Source organism: Aerococcus sp. HMSC062A02 (assembly GCF_001809535.1).
Classification (GTDB): domain Bacteria; phylum Bacillota; class Bacilli; order Lactobacillales; family Aerococcaceae; genus Aerococcus.
The window spans coordinates 1-21,084 of sequence record NZ_KV797949.1 but is presented as its reverse complement, the minus strand read 5'-3'; the positions used below and the strand labels follow the sequence as shown (position 1 = coordinate 21,084).

Genomic DNA, 21,084 nt, shown 5'->3' with positions numbered 1-21,084 from the left:
CGACAACTTACGAGAGCACTCCCAATTAAACCGACACAACATCTTCCTTGACAAGGACTGCGCTTTGTTTTAAAGTGGCTGTAAATAAAGAAAAATTGAGGTGCCAATTGGCTGAGATTAGACTCATTGAACCTGTCAGGATAATGCCTGCGTAGGGAAGATATTTTTTCGTGTGGCTAGATGCAGCTAATTGGCAATCTCAAAAGAATGAGATTGTCTTTTTTTATGGGAGGAATTCAATATGGAAGAATCAATGCAAGAGGCCATCCAAGCCTGTGTCGAGGCAGTTAAGGCAGACCAGCCCCTGGTCCCCTCGATTACCAATACCGTGACCATTAACCTAGTAGCCAATACCCAAATCGCGGCGGGTGGCTCGGCAGCTATGGTCTACATGGCGGATGAAGGAGCAGCCATGGCCCAAGCCGGAGAAGCCTTCTACATCAACGTGGGAACCATCTTCCCCCTCTACCAGGAGAGCATCCCTCGAACCATCAAGGCCCTCAATGCAGCCGGCAAGCCCTGGGTTCTCGACCCGGTAGCTGTAGGCATGGGCGGTCTGCGCACGGAACTCCTCCGTGGCATGCAGGAAGCTAAGCCCACAATCATCAAGGGCAATGCCAGTGAAATTATGGGCTTGGCCAAGGCTTGGGGGCTTCTCGATCAGGACCAATCCGTCGCTAACAAGGGGGTCGACAGCCTGCATACGCCCCAGGAAGCCCGGCAAGCGGCCCAGCTCCTCGCCCAAGAAACGGGTGGCGCGGTCGTGGTCTCCGGTGAAGTGGACCTGGTCACCGATGGCCAGGCTGTCTACGCTTCTTCTGGAGGTTCTGAGCTCATGAGCCATATTACGGGCGCCGGTTGTGCCCTGGGTGGTCTGCTGGCAGTCTACGCCGCTAAGGCCGATCCCCTCACCGCTGCCCTAAGCGGTGTCAATGCCTTCAACTATGCCGGTCAACGTGCCGCCCAAAAAGCCCAAGGCCCCGCCTCCTTCCAAATGCACTTACTAGATGAACTCTACCAAGCCAGTCCCGAAGCCATCGCTTCTAATCCTTGCCAGAGAGAGGAGGAAGCCTAGTGAAGTCGGCACGAAAAAACTTTGACCTCTCTGCCTACCTCATCATCGGTCCTGAAAATACTCCCGACCGCTCGCCCCTTGACATCATCCAACTGGCCTTGGAGGCGGGCTTCACCTTCATCCAAATCCGGTCCAAGGTCCTCGATGCCAAGCCCTGGATCGAACTCACCATCCAGGCAGCTGACCTGATTAAAAAGATGGGCCTCCAGGACAAGGTCTCCCTGGTCGTCAACGACCGCCTGGATGTGGTACTGGCAGCCCGTGAAGCTGGTGCCAAGGTGGACGGTATCCATGTTGGTCAGACCGACCTGCCCGTCGCCCTCTGCCGGAAATACTTAGGTCCCGACGCTATTATCGGTCTGTCTGCCACGGCTCTCGAATTAATCGACTATGTGAAACATGAAGATGTCAGCGAAGTCGATTACTTTGGTGCCGGCCCCCTCCACGCCTCCCCATCCAAGCCGGAAGCAGGCCACTTCGAAGGCCAGGACCTGGTTACCCGGACCTACGATGAACTGGAGCAGCTCGCCCAGGTGAGCCCCATCCCTGTCACTATAGGAGGCGGCGTGACTCTGGCTGACCTGCCTGACCTGGCCCAGACCGGGGTCGACTCTTTCTTCGTCATCTCGGCTGTCACCACTGCCGAAGATCCTGGCCAGGCTGCCAAAGATCTCGTCTCTAGCTGGAAGCAATATCGAAAGGAGCACTAAATGAAAACTGCCTTAAGCATAGCCGGCTCCGATTCCTCAGGCGGCGCCGGTATCCAAGCTGACCTCAAAACTTTTCAAGCCACGGGAACTTTTGGCATGACCGCCATCACGGCTATCACGGCCCAAAATACATTGGGCGTCCAAGCCAGTGAGATCGTCTCCCCCGAGCTCCTAGAAGCCCAGATCCGCAGTGTGTGCGACGATATCCGGCCTGATGCTGTTAAGATTGGCATGGTCGGCAATGCTGACTCCATCCGCTGCATCGCCCGCCTGATCCAGGACTATCAGCTCAAAAACATCGTTCTCGACCCGGTCATGGTAGCTACCAGCGGCGCTAGCCTCCTCGCCTCCGACCAGGTCCAATCCCTCCAGGAAGACTTGATTCCCCTGGCCAAGGTCATCACGCCCAACCTCTCAGAAACCAGCGTCCTCTACGGGCAAGAAGTTACAGACGAAGCCAGTATGGAAGAAGCCGCAAAGGCCCTCTCTGACCGTTACCAAGTAGCCGTCCTCATCAAAGGCGGCCACCTCAAAGGCAAGGCTTGGGATGTCCTTGCCGACACGAACGGTTTGCACTGGCTCCAAGCTGCCCACATCGACAACCCCAACACTCACGGGACGGGTTGTACCTTGTCCAGTGCCATCGCCTCTTATCTGGCCCAAGGCTATCCCCTAAAAGAAGCCATCCAAAAAGCCAAAGTCTATCTCACAGGCGCCATTGCTGCTGGCTTGGACCTCGGCCATGGACATGGGCCGCTCAACCACGCTTATCAGTATCAGAAAAATTAGGATTAAGCTATGCGAAAGACCAGCCCTAAAGAAACAGAGGGCTGGTCTTTTGATGTTGTACTACATTATTGGTGAGCATACGTTCCGCTTATCTTTATCATTCATAACAAAATTAACCCCCGTAAATTTAATGTAAATTAATGGTAAATTTACGAAGTTCCCCTCCCCCTTCTGCTACAATACATAAAAATAAGAAAGGAGATCCCTATGCCAATCGATTTCCCCCAAGGCAACTTGGAAGCTAGTCTTCACCGCAAACTCAAAGATCTCATCACCAACTACAGCCATGCCGGCCACTATGCGGTCTTTGACTTTGATAATACCTCTGTCTTCAACGATATTGAAGATAGCCTGATGATGGCCATGCTGGACCAGTTCACCTATTTATTGACGCCCGATGACTTCTGCCAGACGCTCAGCTCCGGTCCTTTTGACTACCAAAAAACTTTCTTCAACCGACCCGAGCTCAGCCTGACCAACTTGGTTCAAGACCTGGATACTCTCTACCGTGAGCTCTACCACCAGGATGATGTCAAAAGTCAACCCGCTTATGCTAGCTTTGCGGCCAAGCTCCGTCTCTTCTATAACCTGATCAATACCCATTTTGACAAGGTTGCCGGTCAGACCTGGCCGACCTATCTCTTCAAGAGCTTCCTGCCCGAAGAATTCTGCCAGATTGGGCAGGCTGCCCTCCAAAGCAACCTACAAGCTCCCTTCGACCAGGTCATCCTCCAGTCTTCGAGCGACCATCCAGGCTTAGCCGGTCCTGTCCAAGCGACCTTTGAATCGGGGCTCAACTTTCCCGAGGAGGTCCACCAGCTCTTCGCCTGCCTGACCGACCATGGGATCCGGCCCTATATCGTCTCGGCCAGTCCCCGGCTACTAGTTCAAATGGCCGTTGTGCTCGGTGACTATGCCATCGCTCCTGAAAATATCTTCGGCATGGAGATTGCCTGCGATGCCAATGGGCGGCTGACAGACCAAGTCGCAGCTGGCACTTACGTCACTAAGAGCCAAGGCAAGGTGGACTGCATCCAAGACCTGATCCAGCCCCGCCATGACGGCAAAGACCCCCTCATGGTCTTTGGCGATTCTATGGGCGACTATGCCATGCTGACCGCTTTTGAGGGCACCCAGGCCCGGGTCCTCTTCAACCGCTACCAGGACAACGCGACCCAGTACCTGGTCCGAACCGCACAAGATCCTGCTTCAACCTACTTCGTCCAGGGTAGGGATGAAAATACAGGCCAACTCCGGCCCTCCCAAGCCACCATTCCCCTGGGCAGCCAAGAGCCCGTGCTCTATGCAAGTGATTTCAAAGGCGAGCATTCTCTATCTGAATAATTATCTTCATAAAAAACAAAAATGGACCCCAAGCAGAATATTTCTGCCTGAGGTCCATTTTTGATTTATTTTCTTTTATTATTTACGATGCTCAGCTTGGAGCTCTTCATAAATGGCGTCTGTTTTTTCTTTATTTAAGTTAAAGATGAGACCAATCCCGATGATTTCAAGAATAGTCGTCACAACCGGAACAGCTGTATAGAGCAAGCGAATATGCTGGGAAACTTCGGCTGATTGGGCAGCAACCCCAGAGACAAAGCCGATTCCTGCTAGGGCATAGCTGGCTAAGGTTGAGGCGAGGGTCGATCCTATCTTACGCGAGAAGGTATAGATGGAATAGAGCGAACCATCGCTACGATAACCAAACTTAAATTGATGGTAGTCCAAACAATCAGAAACCAGTGCCCAAATCAACATGGTAAAGCAGGTCTGTCCGATGTTAGCAATAATGAACAGGGCGGCAAAGAGATAAGGGTTAGCAATCGGAACTAGCATCAAGAAGAGTGACAGGATGAAGTTTCCTGTTACCGCAAAGAGGATCGTCTTTTGCTTACCCAAGCTATTAGCCAAGCGAGGAACGGTGGGTAGGGCGACTAGGAGAACGAATAAGGAGGCGAAGTTCACATAAGCGAGGATATCAGGTCGATTGTAGTACTCTTTGAACATGATCTGTCCGAGTTGGCTATTGCCTGTAATATAGATCAGAGACCCAACCGTTGCGACCATGACACCGATTAAAGGACGGTTGCGGAAGGCATCCTTAATCACAAGCGAATAGTTGAAAGTTTCTTCTTTGGGCGCTTCTGCAATCCGCTCGTGGGTCATATTCATTAAGGCAGTATAGCCCAAGAGCGAAAGAATGGCGAAAACAACCGCAATAATGAAGAAAGCCTTAGGGATTGGGGCATTGTTGGCATCCCAAGCAAAGAGAGGGACAATCGATAAGGCACCGAAGCCAACTACTGTCCCACCAATTGAGCGGGCCCGTGATAGCTTGGTCCGTTCTTCAGGCTTGTCCGTGATAACGTTGGCCATAGCACCGAAAGGCATGGAAGTTCCGGTATAGGAGATCCCATACAAGATATAAGCAAAGCTGACCCAAACGTGTAAGGCCGTATCACTAAAGCTAGACACATCCGTAAAGCAGAGGATATTAGCGAGGGCAAGCGGCCACATAGCAATCTTAATATAGGGCTTGAACTTGTCCCCCTTCTTCCCTAGCCGCCAGCGGTCAGGGAATGACCCAATAACCGGGTCATTAATGGCATCGAAGAGGCGGGCGACTAGAAAGAGGTTCCCCATGAAGATAGGACTCACCCCCAGGACATAGGTACAAAAGGTCAAATAGAAAGCATCAATAAATAAGTTAACGAAAGAACCTGCCATATCTCCAAAGATATAGCCCACTTCATCCCGCCAAGAAAAAGGCGGTTTATTGGTCTTCTTGATAGTATTTTCGGCCATATTTAACCATCCTTCCATAATTTCTGAGCCATCTCTTGGGCCCAGGAACGCATGCGTTCACCATCAGCTGCTGTCACTTCTTTAGCTTCAAGCGCCTGATTCAGCCTTTGCTTAAATTGTTCCAAATAATCGTCCTCATCACGATAGCGGTCTGCCAATTCATCTTCTGTAAAATAGGTCATCGACCCGTTAACATTGCCCACATTTTGGTCAATCTGAGACTCATCTGCTTGGGCATTAGCATGATAGTGGGCAATCGGAACATCCACATAGGGACTCCTCAAGCCGCCTTCAGCATTGCCATACTCGTCCCGGCGCACTTGCCCTTGGTCATCGCGGTCAATGACTTGACTGGCAGGTGCTTCCTGTCCCTCAATAGCCCAATCGTGGAGCCACTCCATGCAGCTGTTAACATAGTAGGCTAATTGAAGGTCGTTGACGGTATAGTGATATTCCCCATCCAGTATCTTGGGTGGATTCTTAGTCTTAGCGATTTCACTATTATCTGGAATCAAGGGTGAAGCCGGGTCGGTATGGGGTGAGCCAGCCAATTCATAGTGGCGGCTCATAGGATTCACAGTCTCTGTCTTAACTGTTGAGGGTTTCATGGGACCGAATAAGTTAATATCCCCCTCTGAAGAAAGGTAGAGGACAGGCACTTGGCTAGGCTTGAATTGCTGCTCACGGACAGCAAACATTCTTTCCTCATCATCTTGTTGGTCTAAGGTTCGCATGACGCCGTAACCGACCACACTGAGATAGCCATCAAAGAGAGGCTGGTCAAAGGCTTGGCTCAGGATATCTTCAAAATAATACAAGTAAGTATTCAGATACATGGCCGATTGAGATTGTCCCGTGAGATAGACTTCTTTAAGATCCAAAGCTTCAAGGAAGGGGGCCTGGTCCGATCGCATGCTCCAAGCTAATTGACTGATCATATCCCAGACCAGCCCTTCTTCGGTTCCCGGAATGGACATCTGCTGGTTGACTGTGGCGGGCTGAGGCGCAGCTTGGCGGCTAGCCCAGTTAATCTTCTCATAGCGCCCATAGTCAAAATTCTTTAAGGACAAGGCATTGATCGGTTTAGAGCTAATGCCAATATAGATATGACCATTTTCCAAAATATGCTGGTAGCTCCGCCGCCAAATGTCCTCGATATCGTATCCGTTAGAGGCATTGTAGATATCCAAGTAGACCCGGCCGGAAAACTGGTCAGCCTGGATAGGTTTACGCACCATGATGCGAGTACAATAGTCCAGGCCCTGGTCTTTAAGGGCTAGGCCCTGCCCTAAATCTTGGTAGACATTGGCTTGGCCAGCCTGCAAGTACTCTTCTTCGACATAGCCATATGCTGACAAGTCCAGGGGCTCACGGGCGTAGGCCATGGACGAGAAGGGGTGGCTATCTGCTGTCACTGGCAGCGGGCCCTCCCAGTTGACTGGTCGCTTGATTGCTTCTTTTACGACCTTATTTACTGTTGTCATCACTAGACTCTCCTTTCACAGCTCCTAGAATTTCTCGGTATGAAATCAAACGGATACCTTCGTCTGCCATGAATTGTTTCATCTCTGGACGGCTAAAGACTAGGTAATCGCCAATCCGTCCACCTTCATAGCGGTTGAGAGCCCGGGCTTCAGGCGTATCCCGCATGGGGTGGAAGGCGAAGTGGGTCAGTTGGCCCGGTTCAATAGCCTTGAGGATCTTTTGCGCTAACTTAAAGCGGTCATCGGGGTCATAAGTATGTTCCACCGGCATGCCCGAAATGCCATCCATCAGAGGGAAGCCTTCTGCCTGCCAGGTCTTCAGCTCTTCTTCTGGATAATTATCCGGCCCGATCATCTCTTCTAAGATGGGATTGTCCTCCCGGTGCCGGCAGATGACTGGCAGGATACCATGCTCATCATAGACATCGTGGTAGGGTTGAATGTATTTCTTATTCCACAAAGTCCCAGTATGGGTATCCACATGGGAAATGCTTAAACCCATAGCCTGGGCCAGCTGGACTTGGGCCTCAATCTCTACCGCAATTGCTGCCGGCTCGGCTGTCTCTTGGACCTTGTGCTTGTCCTGGACGAAGTAGCCTAGTTCATCGACGAAGCCTGAAGCAGGGTCCGAGGTCGACAAAGGCCGCCACTTATAGCCGCTGTACTCAGCGTTGAAGGCTAGATGAAGGCCCAGATCCCATTCCGGATGCTGGCTGGCCCGCTGGACGACTTCGGGGAACCAGGAACAAGGCACCATGGCCGATCCTGAAGAGATAGTCCCCAGGGCCATTAAGTCCTCATAAGCATCGATTGAAGCCTGGGTAATCCCCACATCATCTGCATGGACCACGACCAGGCGTTCATCGGCGCTATAGCCTAATTTTTTAATGATTGGATTCATTTTGAATGCTCCTTTATAAAACGCTTACATCTTCTTGTTAAAGATAGTTTAACATTATTGAGAAAGCATTCACATTGCATGCTGTGACCTTATTGTGTACTTTTGTGACCTTGTTTGCGGTAGTGGCTTGGTGAACAGCCGACTTTTTGCTTGAAGATCCGGCTAAAGTACTGGCCATTCTTATAACCAATCAGGCTAGCCACTTCCGCAATGGACAGTTTAGAGAAGCAGAGGAGCTGCTTGGCTTCATTTAGACGCTTATCTTGAAGATAGTGGGAAGGTGACTGCCCCATCTCCTCTCGAAAGCACCGCGCTAAATACTCCCGGCTAGTGAATAGGTGCTCAGCTAGTCCCTGGATGCTAATGTCTTGGCTGTAGTAGCGGTCGATAAAGTTAACCGCCGCTTCTACTAAAGGAGAGAGCTCCCCTCCCTTGATCTGACGCAGATCAGAGCGAGCATATTCCATGGCCATCTCATCATGGAGGCGGATCAAGTCCTCTTCCTCGCTGGCTTTTTCAATGATAATGGCAAATTTCTCGGTGAGGTGATGAGACAAGGCAGCGTCAAGGCCTGCCCGCTCAGCTTCAAGAGCCATCATAGAATTATGGGAGAGCATGAGATTCTTGAGCGAACGTAAAGAAGACCCCTGGACCCGGTCTAAGAGACCTAAACGGCGATTATAAAAGAGCGGCCGCATCTCCTTGAGCAAGACTTTGAGCTGGTCTTGGTCAGCCTGGTGAATCGCTTCAAAGAAAAGTTCCCGCAGCCGGTGGGTCTTACGGATAAAGGCATCCTCTGCTAGTAAATATTGGTCTTTAGTCATGCTTACGCCTCCTTCACCTGTGAAGTATAAAACAAAAAGTCACAAAATGGAATGTTGACCCCTCCAATTACTGACCTATCTGCCCTCTTCTTGCTCCTTCTCAGCTTATATTAGACACAAAAAAAAGCCACCCCAAATACATTAGGAGCAGCTCACTAATACTTAAATATAATCTTCAAGGCAGCTAACTAAGAACAAAACGAAAGCAGTAAGCAAGGCCCATAAGCCAACTTGAAACTTCTTACTACTTGCACCCACCTTTGGAAGCTCAGGATGGTCTACTTCGGCTTCTATTTTCGGAAGCTTAGCTTGCTTAGGACTCGGGAGGGGGTCTTCCTCCTGGTCTTCCTGATCAAGTGCTCGCGACCAGATCACTGACCGCCGTGGCACAAGTGGGGCCTTGTCCGGTTGGGCTAATTCCAAATCGTCGCTTGGCTCGCTAGCTGGTGGCTCTGCTGTGGGTGCTTCAGGTGCCTGAGTGGGAGGCAGGTCATCTTCCTGGCTCTCCTCCTCTTGGGGAACGAAGCCCACCTCTTCTTCCATAGAGGGTCGGTCCATTTCTAAGCTTGGAAAATCTTCCGGCCGTCCTTGGTCAGCCGCTTGGTCTTCCACTTCCTCTGCAAATACCGTGGGCAAAGCTGTTAATAGGACCAAAAAGCCGCTTACTAGCGCTCGTTTTATCGCAGACATCCTGTCACTCCCTTTCATGATCCTACTATAGCAAAGTCACTTTAACAGCAGGTAAAGACGGCTTGACAATTTTATTAATAAAAGGCTTTCTTTGTTACCAAACTGTCATTTATGAGATATAGCTGTTAAAAAAGCAGGGATTCTCCCAGTTACTGAGAAAATCCCTGCTTGGATATAGGCTATTTTGCTTATTAATAGAGCACACCAGCTAGAATCAAGGTCACAATTAAGGCCAAGAGGAAGCCCCCGTTGCTGACAATGAAAGCTTGCTTGAAGCCATGCTTGAAATCTAAACCTGAGATACTATTGAAGGCAATGACCGCCCCAGATTGGGGAACAACAGTCAGCACGCCCCCACCGATAACAACTACCCGGTGGATTACAGCTGCTGGAATCCCCATTTCTAAATAAGGTTGGGCAAATTGGGAAACTACTGTACCGATTGCACCGGAAGCAGCCATTACCCCAGATAGGAGGGCCGTAATGACACCCAGGGTCACTAAGGCAGGTCCAGGCATATTGACCAAGGCCTCTTGGACCACCGCAAAAGTTGGTGCACTGGTCAAGACAGCCCCAAAAGCAACCGCTGAAGCGGCCCCAAAGGAGGAACCGACTGCCCCAGATGCCCCTTTGTTGAGGACATCCTTTTGGTCTGGCAGATACTTGCGGAAGAGGAAGGCGCAGCAGAGGATGGCTACTGTTAAGGCAATTAAGATAATATTAGGCACCTTACTGAAAACCAGGATAAGGACAATCAGGAGAAGAAGGGGCAGGATACTTACCATAAAGCCTGGCTTCTCTTGGTCAGTCACCGCCTCTTGGTCTTCTTTTGGAACTGGCTTACCATCGAGGTAGCTGTAGAAGTTTTCCCCTTTCTTTATGCTCTTATCTAATTCGTGTTTCATATACCAGAGCCCAAATATCAGGATCGTAATGGTCGCTGCAATCCCTAAGAGTGGAGCAGCTGTCAGAGTCGTGCCGAGTTCTGTTGTGGGGATGGCATTCTGAACAGAAGGTGTCCCCGGGATCATTGACATGGTATAGGTCCCCGCCCCGAGGAAGAGAGGGATAGAGACCAATTCCCAGTTAATATCTAACTTCTTAAAGATAGGCCGGGCTAGAGGGATCAGCGTGAAGAAGACCACGAAGATTGAAATCCCACCGAAAGTTAGGACACTACCGATAATTGTTAAAGCGATAAGAACGCGGAAGGGGCTATCCGTCCCAATCTTCTCTAAGAGGACTTCCGCAATCCGCTGGGTGGCTCCAGAACGGTCCATGTATTGGCCGAGCATGGCCCCCAGTAAAAAGATAGCAAAATTCTTAATCAAGAAGCCTGCTAGACCTGCCATATAGGAATTTTCTGACCCTGTTAAGGCCTCAAAGAAGTTCATCTGATTGCAGACGATTACGATGATAGCTGCTAGAGGGGCAGCGACCACAATATTGAGTCCCTTAAAGGAGAGGTAAATAATTGCCATTATGGCTAAGGCCAGGCCTAAAATACCAACGATTTCCATTATTCATCTTCCTTCTATTGTTTGAAATGTTATCAGTGCTAAGAGAATACCAGCAAGCCGGTTGAAGACCGGCCCCTGCTGGTTTCTTGGGTGGAGTTGGGTTCGCAGAGGCAGAAGCTTCTCCACTTCACACGAGCGAAACGTGCAAGCTGAGCTTGCCCTTTTTCGTTCGTGCTCCAGTGGTAAGCTTCTGACCGCCTCTGCTCACACCCTTTATAGTCGGGTTCGTCTTGGCAACTTTCATGTCACTTCACAAGTCTCCGGCGCAGTCTTGCAGACTACTCTGGCGACTTGCTCCAGTGAATGAAAGTTAACCGCCAAGCCTCACACCCTTTTATTAGTTGGGTTCGCAAGTGCAGCTGGAGTGCTTTCGCAAGTTGGAAACGTGCAAGCCTGGCTTGCCCTTATTCCAACTTACTCCAAGCATCCAAAGCTAACCGCTCTTGCTCACACCCTTTAATCTGCTGCGTTTTCTCCGGCGAGTTTGCCGAAGACGAAGATGTCGGCGAGGGCATTGCCGCCTAGGCGGTTACCGGCGTGGACGCCACCTGCAACTTCCCCTGCAGCATAGAGGCCTTGGATGGCTTGTCCTTCTGTGTTGAGGACGCGCGTTTGAGCATCAATCTTAAGCCCGCCCATGGTATGGTGGGTTGCGGGGCTTCTTGGGGTAGCATAGAATGGTGGCACAATGACTTTATGGTTGAAGGCACCTTTTTGGAATTCTTCATCATAGCCTTGGTCCACATAGGAGTTGTAGTCTTCAATCGTCTTCACGAAGACTTCAGGATCGATGTCTAGTTGCTTAGCCAGGTCTTCTAAGGTATCCGCCTTGAAGCAGGCGCCTTTCTTAACATCATTAGCCAATTGTTCATCAGTTGAGTTGAAACGTGTTTTGGCAATCTCAGCATCCGAGATATTATAGATCACGCCACCTTGGTCAAAGAGCGCCTTAGCTAGAACGTCACGGGAGGCATATTCGTCAACGAAGCGTTTCCCTTCTTTATTCACGAAGATAAAGTCTGATGGTGGGCAGTCGATCCCGCTGAAGATATTACCTGTGATAGGGTCAGCTGACGGCATTAATTGAACGAAGCCCATGCCAACAACATCTGCGCCGACTTCTTGCCCCATTTCAATTCCATCACCCGTTAAGGCTGGTGAGTTGGTGGTTGGGATGCTTTCTGGTAGGTTGCCCCAGTAGTTATCATACTTCTTAATCATTTCGATATTGGCACCGAAGCCACCTGTAGCAATGACAACCCCCTTATTCACATGGATCGTAACTTTTTGGTCATAGCGGCCTGTCGCTTGAATCCCAACGATCTTACCGTCTTCTACGATGAAACGGTCAGCCTTGGTGTCGGTCATAATTTCGCCACCATGTTCTTCGATATAAGTGGTCAATGGATCAATATATCCGAAGCCTTCAGAGGCTTGAGGTTCGCGAGCCCGACGCCAGAGTGCGCCAACAGGTTCGGCTACCATATGTTCGTCAAAAGAAACACCTTTCTCTTTGAGCCAGTCAATGGTTGGCAGGGCATTCTTCGTCAGATAGTGGATCAATTCGATATCGGAATGGATTTCATTACCGTCTAGGTCCATCCGTTTCCCGCCGATATAGGTTTGAATCGTGTGAAGGTGAATGGAGTCAAAGAGATAGCTCTTACCTTCATCAAGATCCTTGAAGTATTGGTCGAGTTCTTCTTTGAGAGCGCGGAAATCTTCCCGGTATTCTTCTGCAATCTCCTCTTCAGGAGTGTTATAGATCTTCTCTAGGGTAGCACGTTCGCCGTGGATCGCCTTGAATTGATGTTGCCATTCAGGGTCGGCTGCATTAATTTGCCCCCCTGTCCGGACCGTATTCCCACCGATAACAGGGAATTTCTCAAGAACTAAGGCAGAGGCTCCCTTGTCTAAGGCAGCTACTGCTGCTGCTAAGCCAGCCCCACCAGAACCGATAACCGCTACATCCACTGTTTTTTCAATCGGATCAAGTTGCATGCTTTCGCTCACTTTAGGGCGTTTTTTCAAGATTTCTGGGTCAGAGCCGGCTTGGTAAACCGCATCCGCTACCCCATCAACCACGCCGTTAGAGGTCACTGAGGCCCCGGATACGACGTCCACATTCAAGGTTTGCCCATCGATAATTTCTTCTGGTAGACGAGTGAAGACCAGGTCAGCAATCCCTTCTGTTTCGCCTTCCGTATCGATATCAATGGCTTCAATCCGGTCCTCTGAGAAGGTCACCACCATAGGCAAGTCGCCGTTATGGCCCACTGCGGAAACATGGTAGTCCCCTGGCTTGAAGCTCACTTCTTCGGGTTGATTTAAGATCTCAGCCACTTCAGTGAAACGTTTGAACTTACGGAAGCAGGATGACAAGAATTGAACCGTGCGTTTGTCTTTTAATTTTCCGTCTTCATCGAAGGCTTCGTGAGCCCGTCCCAGTAAGAATTCATTCCCTGGCATAACAATCGCATTTACCCCAGGTGCATCTAAGATCTGGCGGAGGTGCAATTGCGAACGCGAAGACCCTTGCACGCTGTAGGAAGCCCCGACGATCATAACAGGCTTGCCATCTAGGGGATGGATCTTATAGGACAACCATTCAATCACACTCTTCAAGGCTGAAGGAATGGAGTGGTTATGCTCAGGGGTTGCAATAATGACCCCATCTGCCGCTTCAATCTTCTCTTTGAGTTCTTGGATAGGCGCGGCATCGGTCTGGTCCTTGGTCTCATTAAACATGGGCACCCGGTCGATATCCAAGACCTCGATCGTATCTTCTTCATAGTAGTCGGCCATGAATTCGAGCAACATCCGGTTATAGGAGAACTCGGCATTGGTCCCGACAATTCCAACAAATTTCATTGCTTATCTCCTCCCTAGTCTACAATATCTTTCCAAGAAAAGCTTTCTTTCTTAGCCCGACGTGTCTTCTGTTCACTCGTTAACTTCTGGGTAATATCCACAAAGTGTAGGAATTCTTCGAAGACATCTTCTAATTCTGTCACTTTGTCTTCATACACTAGCTTCCCTTCACTGTCAAAAGCATCCCCAGAACGTCCCAGCAAGAATTCTGAACTAGGCATCACGCGTGCTTGGATTTCTGGTGCATCCAGGATTTGGCGCAGGTGAGCTTGGGCACGGGAAGAACCGAGCGAGCCGAGAGAAGCACCGGTAATCATAACAGGCTTATCAATTAAGGGTTGGACACTGTAAGAGAACCATTCTAATACGCTCTTCAAGGCTGCGGTAATCGAGTGGTCATATTCTGGTGTTGAAATAATCACCCCGTCTGCTGCCTCAATCTTATCCGCTAAGTCTTGGATAGGAGCAGGTGCTGTCTTATCCTTAGGTTCGTTAAAGGCAGGACAGTCGGCAATTTCTAGAACTTCAATCTCAGCTTGGTCGCTGAAATGCTTGGCCATAAACTGTAACAACTTTCGATTCGTGGACCGGTCGGAATTGGTCCCTACAATCGCTGCAAGCTTCATTCGAATAACCTCCATTTTTTAGTCATAGATTCACCTTCAGATTACCATTAATAGACCCCTATGTGAAAAGTTAAGCAATAATTAAGGGAGCCCTTTTCTCTTCGTTTTCTCATTCCCCTAGCTTAAACTCCTGCTAATTCTCACTTCTTGGGTAAAATCTTTCATAATGATTCCCTATAGCCATACAAAAAGTTTGTGAAAAGGCTAATATCAAAGTTTTGGGTTTCTGAGCAGGCTATGATGAAATTTTAATTTGTTTGAATAAGCTTATAGCTTTTAATATACAACATTTGTATTTAAAAAGAGGCTAGCAGTCATACTACTAACCTCAAAAGTCTGTCAGTCCTCTACGCTAGTTGGTGTGGACTTTATTTTCTGGCTGTGAATGCGATCAACGATAACTGCGATCGCATTATCTCCCGATACGTTAGCTGCTGTCCCGAAGCTATCTTGTGTAATATAAAGTGAGATCATCAATTGTTGCATAGTATCTGAAACAATGCCAACCATTGGTAGGAAGGGCAGGGCTGACATAATTGCTCCACCTGGTGCACCTGGCGCTGCGACCATAGCTACTCCTAGCATCATGATAAAGCCAAGAATCATAGTAAATGGATGTGGCATATCATACATCAACAAGAGGGTCATCGAACAGCAAGTGATTGTAATCATTGATCCCGCTAAATGAATCGTCGCACAAAGTGGAACAACAAAATTTCGGATATCTTCAGAAACACCGTTGTTTTTTGCTGCCTCCACATTAACAGGGATTGTAGCCGCAGATGACTGGGTCCCGACAGCTGTCACATAACCTGGTATCTGGTTTTTAATAAGGGTGAGTGGATTTTTTCCTGCATACAAACCAGCAACTACAAATATAGCACTCACATATAATAAATGGAGAACTAAGACAACGATAAAGACTTTCCAGAAGACATTAAGGATAGTGAAAACGGAGCCTGAATAGGATAAGTTAGCGAAATTTCCAAAGATATAAAGCGGAAGTAGCGGAATAATCACTTTGGCCAAAACTTGCATGATAATGTCGCCAAAGTCACTAAATCCCTCATAAAGTACCTGTCCACGTCCTTTAGTTTTTAACCAAGAGATACCTAAGCCAATCATAAAGGCAAAGATAATAGCACCAGTCACATCAAAAAATGGTTCCAAAGGGATTTCAAAGATAGGTGTTAGCCCCTCACCAGCATCTGTTAATTTTTGTACTAAATCTGAAGTAATAAAATAGGGAAAGATCGTAATCGAAACAAGATAGGCTAAGCTTCCAGCTATAAGCGTCGAGCCATAAGAAATTAAAGCCGTTAGTCCCAATAATTTCCCTGCTCCTTCACTTAAATCGGCAATGCCTTTAATCACTAAACCTAAAATCATAAAAGGAATGATGAAATTTAAAAAACTTGAGAAGATGGCTGAAAAAGTCACAAAAGCACGTAAGGCCCATTCTGGCACAAAATTTAGTTGACCGAAAATTACCCCCAATACAATAGCAATCAACAGTTTTGGAACGAGTCCTAATTTTCTTTTTTTGTTTTGCTCAGTCATAAGTTTTCCTCCAACTTTTATAGAAAGCGTTTACATAAAACTTTATAAATCAAGGGAATGGGCAAAGGCTCATCCCCTCATCACTACTTCCCAGTCTAGACGACTACTTCACTGATAATTTTTCCAACATGTCTTTGGTCATTGCTGCTAGGTCATAGTCTGGACTAAAGCCCCACTCCTCTTTAGCAGCACTCACATCTAAGGCATTGGGCCAACTTTCAGCAATACCCTGTCGACCGGGATCGACCTGATAATCTATCTTGAAGTCAGGAATATGTTTTCTAATTTCTGCTGCAATTTCCTCTGGTTCAAAACTCATCGCACTGACATTAAAGGCATTGCGATGAACTAAGTTCTCAGCAGGTGCTTCCATTAATTTAATGATACAGTTAATGGCATCCGGCATGTACATCATGTCCATGTAGGTGCCTTTGTCAATAAAGCTAGTATAAGACTTATTCTTAAGGGCTTCATAGAAAATTTCCACTGCATAGTCTGTGGTTCCCCCACCTGGCAGAGCCTCATAACTAATCAAACCAGGGAAACGGACCCCACGTGTGTCGACACCGAACTTCGTGAAATAATAATCACAGAGAATTTCCCCGCTCACCTTTGTCACGCCATACATCGTTGTTGGTCTTTGCAAGGTGTCCTGGGGCGTTTGGTCCTTTGGTGTTTCTGGTCCAAACGACCCAATGGAGCTAGGAGTAAAGAAGTGTAGGTCATATTGACGGGCCACTTCTAAGGCATTGACTAAGCCTCCCATATTTAATTCCCAAGCCAAGTTGGGCTTTTCTTCTGCGACTGCAGATAGCAGTGCTGCTAAATGAATCAGAGAATCAATCTCATATTTCTCAACCAGAGCACCCATTGCTTCACGATCCATAACATCAAGTTCTTCAAAATATCCCTCTTGGCAAACTGGCGACTGGTCATCACGGCGAATATCACTTGCTAATACATTATCTATCCCATAGACTTCACGTAGCCTTAACGTTAAGGCTGTTCCAATTTGACCCAAGGCACCTGTAATCAGTATTTTTTTCATAGTAACCTCCTAAATGACACCAAGTTCTTTACCAACTTTTTCGTATATCTTTAATACTTGATCGAGTTCTTCTTTGGTATGAGCTGCGGTTGGCATGTTACGAACCCGCCCCGTCCCCCGTGGAACAGTTGGGAAGACGATCGATTTGGCATAGACACCTTCTTGGATTAAAGCAGAGGAGAACTTCTGCGTTAATTTCTCTTCTCCAATAATACATGGGGTGATAGGAGTCTCTGAATGACCAATATCGAAGCCCAAATCCTTCAAACCTTGCTTGAGGTAATTACCGTTATCCCAAAGTTTTTCTACTGCTTCATTAGACTCTGTCATGATATCAAAAGCTTTGATACAGGCATTTGCTGCAGAAGGGGTGAGTGAGGTTGAGAAGAGGAAAGGCCGTGCCCTGACCTTAAGCCAATCAATAAGATCCTTAGTTCCTGCTACATAACCTCCGACAACACCAATAGCTTTAGATAAGGTCCCAATTTGAAAATCAATCCGGTCTTCCAAGCCAAAGTGTTTTACTGTCCCATGACCGTCGCCTGTCACGCCTGAACCATGGGCATCATCGACATAAGTAATTAGATCGAATTCTTCAGCAATCTCTATACTTTCATCTAACTTAGCAATATCACCATCCATAGAGAATACACCATCTGTAATATACATAATCTTATCGTATTGTCCACTTTCCACAGCTTCTTTGGCCTTAGCTCGTAAGTCTTCCATATCTTGGTGTTTCACACGAATGATCTTGGCACCCGATAAGCGACAGCCATCAATGATGGATGCATGGTTTAATTCATCAGACAAAATAGCATCTTGCTTACCCATAACAGCAGAAATCGCTCCCATATTACAATTAAAGCCTGACTGGAAGGCAATCGCTGCTTCAGTTCCTTTAAAGGAAGCAATTCTTTTTTCTAATTGATTATGGATAGTTTGAGTACCATTAATTGTTCGAACGGCTCCAGCCCCCACTCCATATTGCTCGGTCGCCTCAATAGCTGCTTGTTTTAAACGGTCATCATTAGCGAAACCTAGATAATTATTTGAAGACATATTAATTAAAGACTTCCCATTAATCTGAATCTCGGCACCATTAGGACCTTGGACTGTATCAATTTCGTTGTATAGTCCCTTTGCCCTTAAATCTTGTAAATTCTCTTCAAGAAAATTTTCTAATATTTTACTTGTCATAAGACGACCAACCTTTCTATAAAAGCGCTTACATTTATGTTTTCGATACTAGTATACCAAGCTTTAACTAATATTCAATTTTATTCATAGCTATAACTAATAAAAAATAGAGACATAACGGGGAATGTGAATGAGAAAACAAATTCAAATTATCATAATTGTAAGCAGTTACTATAGCTACTTGTACTTATTTATGTGAAAATAATAAAGAAGTGCCAGCATTTGATTACTTTGAGAAATTATTAACAGAACAAATATTGTATTTCAATAAAATTATATCGCTGTCAACCGATATAAAGAGAACACCTATATTTTGACAGCACTATCTCATGAATTTATTTCTCTTTTCATTAGTCTCGAATCCTTATTGGACTTACAGTCCAAAATTGACTAGCGCATAGTGAGCAAGCGCATAATGTTTTCACAAGTTCTTTCAAGATTTCTCCCAGTCTCGGTTAAGGCAGTCTCCAGAGAACTTGGCTCTCGGCCAATAGCAAAGAGCGCCTGGACACCTTCATCGTAGAGGGCCTGCGCCCCTGGTCCGATTCGGCCAGCTAGGGCAATCACTGGGACGCCAGCCGCCCGTCCGATCTGAGCCACGCCCTGGGGTGTCTTACCGAAGACACTTTGACCATCTAAGGAGCCTTCGCCCGTCAAGAGATAGTCGGCATCTTGGCAATGATAGGCGAGCTGGCTTTCGGCAATGACTAGGTCAATACCGGACTGGATCTGGGCGCCAAGAAAGGCCTTTAAGCCAGCTCCCAAGCCCCCAGCGGCGCCGCCTCCTGGGTAGTGGGCCATGTCCCAGTCGAGGCTCAAGTCTCTCATCGCACAGACAGTGAGCTGGTTCAGATGGCGGTCAAGGGCTGCTACCATGGCAGGGTCTGCCCCCTTCTGCGGACCAAAAATCGCCGCTGCCCCCTGGTCCCCCACTAAGGGATTGGTCACATCGGAAGCGACCAGAATTTCCGTATGCTTGAGCCGGGGATCCAGCTGACTGAGGTCAATCTGAGCAAGATCGGCTAAAGCCCCGCCACCCCATCCAATCGACTGCCCCTGGTCATCGAGGAAGCGGCCACCAAGGGCCATGGCCATCCCCACGCCAGCATCATTGGTCGCGCTACCGCCAATCCCTAAGATAATTTTACGACAGCCTGCATCCAGCGCTACTTGAATCAATTCACCCGTGCCATAAGTTGTTGTGTGCCAGGGATTGCGTTCAGCTCGCCCTAACAGTTCCAAACCTGAAGCGGCTGCCATTTCAATTACAGCTGTCTCCCCGTCCGCCAGACGCCCCCATGCTGCCTGGACTTTTTGCCTAGCTTGGGGGCCAGTTACCCAGGACCTCTCCAAGCTCCCTCCGCGGGCCGCTAAGAGAGCCTGAACCGTTCCTTCACCCCCATCCGCCATGGGGAGGGCCTGGATTTTTGCTTCTGGGCAGGCGCGATGAATTCCAGCTGCCATCGCCTGACAGACTTCTTGGGCTGTTAAGGCCTCCTTAAAGGAATCAGGTGCGAGAATAATTTTCATATCATTACCTCCTATAGTCAGTCTATGGTATCCTAATTATAAAAGCCCTTACATTATATTTCGAGTCCTAAGCCCTAGATTGGAGGCCTATACCATGTTTATTTCTAGTTTTGGCGCCTTAGCTGCCCTCCTTATCGCTCTCTTGCTCATCCTCAAAAAACTCCCTGCCCCCTATGCCCTCATGGTCGGTGCCTTAGTTGGTGCCCTCTTAGGGGGTGCTAGTCTGAGCCAGGCTATAACAACAATGGTCGATGGTGCTTCCTCCATGATGAGCGCCATCCTCCGTATCCTAGCCTCGGGTGTCCCGGTGGGCTGTCTCGTTCAGACCGGCTCTGCCCATCGCATTGCTCAGGCTATTGTCAAAGGCCTCGGGCAAAAACGTGCGCTAGCTGCCCTAATCCTCGCTAGCCTCTTAATTTGTAGCATCGGCGTTTTCATTGACATCACTGTGATTACTGTCGCCCCCATTGCCTTAGCCATCTGCCAGCAGAGCCAGATCAGCAGAGAAGCCACCCTCCTCGCCATGATCGGCGGGGGCAAGGCCGGAAACCTCATCTCCCCCAACCCTAACACCTTGGCTGTTGCGGCTAGCTTCGATGTGGACCTTAGCCGGCTCATCCTACAAAATCTCATTCCTGCCCTAGTAGCTGGCCTAGTAACCCTCCTCTTAGCTCAAAGCCTCAACCGCAAGCGCGAAAAGTCAAGTCTTCCCACTGAGCAAGCTTCTAAGCCAGAAGCCACCGCTAAACAGGTAGGACAGACCTCTGAAAACCCTAATAGCGACCAAAGTCCGACCTTACTGGCTGCCCTCCTCGGCCCCCTCACAGTGGTGGTTTTATTGGCCCTGCGCCCCTTGGCCGGTTTCAGCATTGATCCGATCCTTGCCCTGCCCCTAGGTGGACTGGTCACTTTATTGGCCTGCCGACAAGGTCAACAGCTTATCAGCTACTGTCAATTTGGTCTGGACCAAGTCAAAGACGTTTGCTTGCTCTTGATTGGGACTGGGACCGTCGCTGGCATTATCACCGCTTCCCAGCTCCAAAGCGATCTCAGTCAGCTCCTCCAATACCTCCAATTGCCAGCCTTTCTCCTCGCCCCCTTATCTGGTCTCTTCATGGGAGCCGCTACAGCCTCAACCACGGCAGGGGCCAGCATCGCCAGCCAAAGCTTTGCTCCTAGTCTGATTGCCGCTCAAGTTTCTCCTCTGCCAGCCGGTGCTATGCTCCATGCTGGGGCTACCGTCTTGGACTCTCTCCCCCACGGTTCTTTCTTCCATGCGACAGCCGGTAGTGTCCATCTGAACTTCCGCCAACGAATGACCCTCATCCGCTACGAAGCTACTATCGGAGCCAGCGCCACTCTACTTGCCATCCTAGCCTATCTCATAACCACTTAGGGTGTGAGGGAGCACGGCTAGAAGTGGACCTCTGGAGCAAAGAGCCATAGAA

General features: G+C 48.6%; 17 protein-coding genes and 1 riboswitch. Of the genes, 5 read left to right on the top strand and 12 right to left on the bottom strand.

Annotation, left to right across the window (positions count from 1 at the left end; genetic code table 11):
- The first annotated feature begins 86 nt into the window (after window positions 1-86).
- A riboswitch (TPP riboswitch) is annotated at window positions 87-175 on the top strand.
- 66 nt (window positions 176-241) lie between these two features.
- The 4 genes from thiM to HMPREF2626_RS09325 all read left to right on the top strand — a co-directional run bounded on the left by thiM (window position 242) and on the right by HMPREF2626_RS09325 (window position 3,918).
- A complete protein-coding gene (thiM, locus tag HMPREF2626_RS09340; protein WP_070620525.1) occupies window positions 242-1,075 on the top strand; it encodes a hydroxyethylthiazole kinase in 834 nt (277 codons plus the stop codon).
- Window positions 1,075-1,785 carry a thiamine phosphate synthase gene (locus HMPREF2626_RS09335; RefSeq protein ID WP_070620523.1) on the top strand — a complete coding sequence of 237 codons (711 nt, stop codon included), beginning with the start codon at window positions 1,075-1,077 and terminating at the stop codon, window positions 1,783-1,785. The genes thiM and HMPREF2626_RS09335 overlap by 1 nt, the downstream gene beginning before the upstream one ends.
- Window positions 1,786-2,574, top strand: a complete 789-nt coding sequence (gene thiD, locus HMPREF2626_RS09330; RefSeq protein ID WP_070620520.1) for a bifunctional hydroxymethylpyrimidine kinase/phosphomethylpyrimidine kinase — start codon at window positions 1,786-1,788, stop codon at window positions 2,572-2,574. It abuts the gene before it with no gap.
- Window positions 2,575-2,781: 207 nt separating this feature from the next.
- Window positions 2,782-3,918 carry a haloacid dehalogenase-like hydrolase gene (locus tag HMPREF2626_RS09325; RefSeq protein ID WP_070620517.1) on the top strand — a complete coding sequence of 379 codons (1,137 nt, stop codon included), beginning with the start codon at window positions 2,782-2,784 and terminating at the stop codon, window positions 3,916-3,918.
- A gap of 78 nt (window positions 3,919-3,996) precedes the next feature.
- Here HMPREF2626_RS09325 and HMPREF2626_RS09320 read toward each other — a convergent pair whose 3' ends face one another.
- From HMPREF2626_RS09320 to HMPREF2626_RS09265, 12 genes are all read right to left on the bottom strand, one after another.
- Window positions 3,997-5,382 carry an MFS transporter gene (locus HMPREF2626_RS09320; RefSeq protein WP_070620514.1) on the bottom strand — a complete coding sequence of 462 codons (1,386 nt, stop codon included), beginning with the start codon at window positions 5,380-5,382 and terminating at the stop codon, window positions 3,997-3,999.
- A gap of 2 nt (window positions 5,383-5,384) precedes the next feature.
- Window positions 5,385-6,866 carry an alpha/beta hydrolase domain-containing protein gene (locus HMPREF2626_RS09315; protein ID WP_070620511.1) on the bottom strand — a complete coding sequence of 494 codons (1,482 nt, stop codon included), beginning with the start codon at window positions 6,864-6,866 and terminating at the stop codon, window positions 5,385-5,387.
- The gene (locus HMPREF2626_RS09310) at window positions 6,850-7,767 is read right to left on the bottom strand and encodes a ChbG/HpnK family deacetylase (RefSeq protein WP_070620509.1); all 918 of its coding nucleotides are present in this window, start codon (window positions 7,765-7,767) and stop codon (window positions 6,850-6,852) included. Before HMPREF2626_RS09310 ends, HMPREF2626_RS09315 begins: the two co-directional genes overlap by 17 nt.
- Before the next feature lie 89 nt (window positions 7,768-7,856).
- The gene (locus HMPREF2626_RS09305) at window positions 7,857-8,591 is read right to left on the bottom strand and encodes a helix-turn-helix transcriptional regulator (RefSeq protein WP_070620505.1); all 735 of its coding nucleotides are present in this window, start codon (window positions 8,589-8,591) and stop codon (window positions 7,857-7,859) included.
- A gap of 162 nt (window positions 8,592-8,753) precedes the next feature.
- The gene (locus HMPREF2626_RS09300; RefSeq protein ID WP_070620502.1) at window positions 8,754-9,281 is read right to left on the bottom strand and encodes a hypothetical protein; all 528 of its coding nucleotides are present in this window, start codon (window positions 9,279-9,281) and stop codon (window positions 8,754-8,756) included.
- A gap of 191 nt (window positions 9,282-9,472) precedes the next feature.
- Window positions 9,473-10,801: a GntP family permease gene (locus tag HMPREF2626_RS09295; protein ID WP_070620499.1), complete on the bottom strand. Its 1,329-nt coding sequence runs from the start codon at window positions 10,799-10,801 to the stop codon at window positions 9,473-9,475.
- A 456-nt stretch (window positions 10,802-11,257) separates the two neighbouring features.
- Window positions 11,258-13,672, bottom strand: coding sequence for a flavocytochrome c (locus tag HMPREF2626_RS09290; RefSeq protein WP_070620497.1), 2,415 nt, complete (start codon window positions 13,670-13,672; stop codon window positions 11,258-11,260).
- 14 nt (window positions 13,673-13,686) lie between these two features.
- On the bottom strand, window positions 13,687-14,298 hold the full coding sequence (locus tag HMPREF2626_RS09285; protein WP_070620494.1) for an NADPH-dependent FMN reductase: 612 nt from the start codon (window positions 14,296-14,298) through the stop codon (window positions 13,687-13,689).
- A 339-nt stretch (window positions 14,299-14,637) separates the two neighbouring features.
- Window positions 14,638-15,858, bottom strand: a complete 1,221-nt coding sequence (locus tag HMPREF2626_RS09280) for a dicarboxylate/amino acid:cation symporter (protein ID WP_070620490.1) — start codon at window positions 15,856-15,858, stop codon at window positions 14,638-14,640.
- 103 nt (window positions 15,859-15,961) lie between these two features.
- Window positions 15,962-16,906, bottom strand: coding sequence for an L-threonine 3-dehydrogenase (locus HMPREF2626_RS09275; protein WP_070620487.1), 945 nt, complete (start codon window positions 16,904-16,906; stop codon window positions 15,962-15,964).
- 9 nt (window positions 16,907-16,915) lie between these two features.
- On the bottom strand, window positions 16,916-18,106 hold the full coding sequence (locus HMPREF2626_RS09270) for a glycine C-acetyltransferase (protein WP_070620485.1): 1,191 nt from the start codon (window positions 18,104-18,106) through the stop codon (window positions 16,916-16,918).
- A gap of 390 nt (window positions 18,107-18,496) precedes the next feature.
- On the bottom strand, window positions 18,497-19,636 hold the full coding sequence (locus tag HMPREF2626_RS09265) for a glycerate kinase (protein ID WP_070620483.1): 1,140 nt from the start codon (window positions 19,634-19,636) through the stop codon (window positions 18,497-18,499).
- 94 nt (window positions 19,637-19,730) lie between these two features.
- Here HMPREF2626_RS09265 and HMPREF2626_RS09260 point away from each other — a divergent pair, with 94 nt between their 5' ends.
- Window positions 19,731-21,032, top strand: a complete 1,302-nt coding sequence (locus tag HMPREF2626_RS09260; RefSeq protein ID WP_070620481.1) for a GntP family permease — start codon at window positions 19,731-19,733, stop codon at window positions 21,030-21,032.
- The last annotated feature ends 52 nt before the right edge of the window (window positions 21,033-21,084 follow it).

Bases quoted from the DNA above. Each gene is read 5' to 3' on its own strand.
- HMPREF2626_RS09265 (WP_070620483.1), bottom strand. From the start codon at position 19,636: ATGAAAATTATTCTCGCACCTGATTCCTTTAAGGAGGCCTTAACAGCC.
- HMPREF2626_RS09310 (WP_070620509.1), bottom strand. From the start codon at position 7,767: ATGAATCCAATCATTAAAAAATTAGGCTATAGCGCCGATGAACGCCTG.
- HMPREF2626_RS09300 (WP_070620502.1), bottom strand. From the start codon at position 9,281: ATGTCTGCGATAAAACGAGCGCTAGTAAGCGGCTTTTTGGTCCTATTA.
- HMPREF2626_RS09275 (WP_070620487.1), bottom strand. From the start codon at position 16,906: ATGAAAAAAATACTGATTACAGGTGCCTTGGGTCAAATTGGAACAGCC.
- HMPREF2626_RS09280 (WP_070620490.1), bottom strand. From the start codon at position 15,858: ATGACTGAGCAAAACAAAAAAAGAAAATTAGGACTCGTTCCAAAACTG.
- thiD (WP_070620520.1), top strand. From the start codon at position 1,786: ATGAAAACTGCCTTAAGCATAGCCGGCTCCGATTCCTCAGGCGGCGCC.
- HMPREF2626_RS09315 (WP_070620511.1), bottom strand. From the start codon at position 6,866: ATGACAACAGTAAATAAGGTCGTAAAAGAAGCAATCAAGCGACCAGTC.
- HMPREF2626_RS09305 (WP_070620505.1), bottom strand. From the start codon at position 8,591: ATGACTAAAGACCAATATTTACTAGCAGAGGATGCCTTTATCCGTAAG.
- HMPREF2626_RS09295 (WP_070620499.1), bottom strand. From the start codon at position 10,801: ATGGAAATCGTTGGTATTTTAGGCCTGGCCTTAGCCATAATGGCAATT.
- HMPREF2626_RS09260 (WP_070620481.1), top strand. From the start codon at position 19,731: ATGTTTATTTCTAGTTTTGGCGCCTTAGCTGCCCTCCTTATCGCTCTC.
- HMPREF2626_RS09270 (WP_070620485.1), bottom strand. From the start codon at position 18,106: ATGACAAGTAAAATATTAGAAAATTTTCTTGAAGAGAATTTACAAGAT.
- HMPREF2626_RS09320 (WP_070620514.1), bottom strand. From the start codon at position 5,382: ATGGCCGAAAATACTATCAAGAAGACCAATAAACCGCCTTTTTCTTGG.
- HMPREF2626_RS09285 (WP_070620494.1), bottom strand. From the start codon at position 14,298: ATGAAGCTTGCAGCGATTGTAGGGACCAATTCCGACCGGTCCACGAAT.
- thiM (WP_070620525.1), top strand. From the start codon at position 242: ATGGAAGAATCAATGCAAGAGGCCATCCAAGCCTGTGTCGAGGCAGTT.
- HMPREF2626_RS09290 (WP_070620497.1), bottom strand. From the start codon at position 13,672: ATGAAATTTGTTGGAATTGTCGGGACCAATGCCGAGTTCTCCTATAAC.
- HMPREF2626_RS09325 (WP_070620517.1), top strand. From the start codon at position 2,782: ATGCCAATCGATTTCCCCCAAGGCAACTTGGAAGCTAGTCTTCACCGC.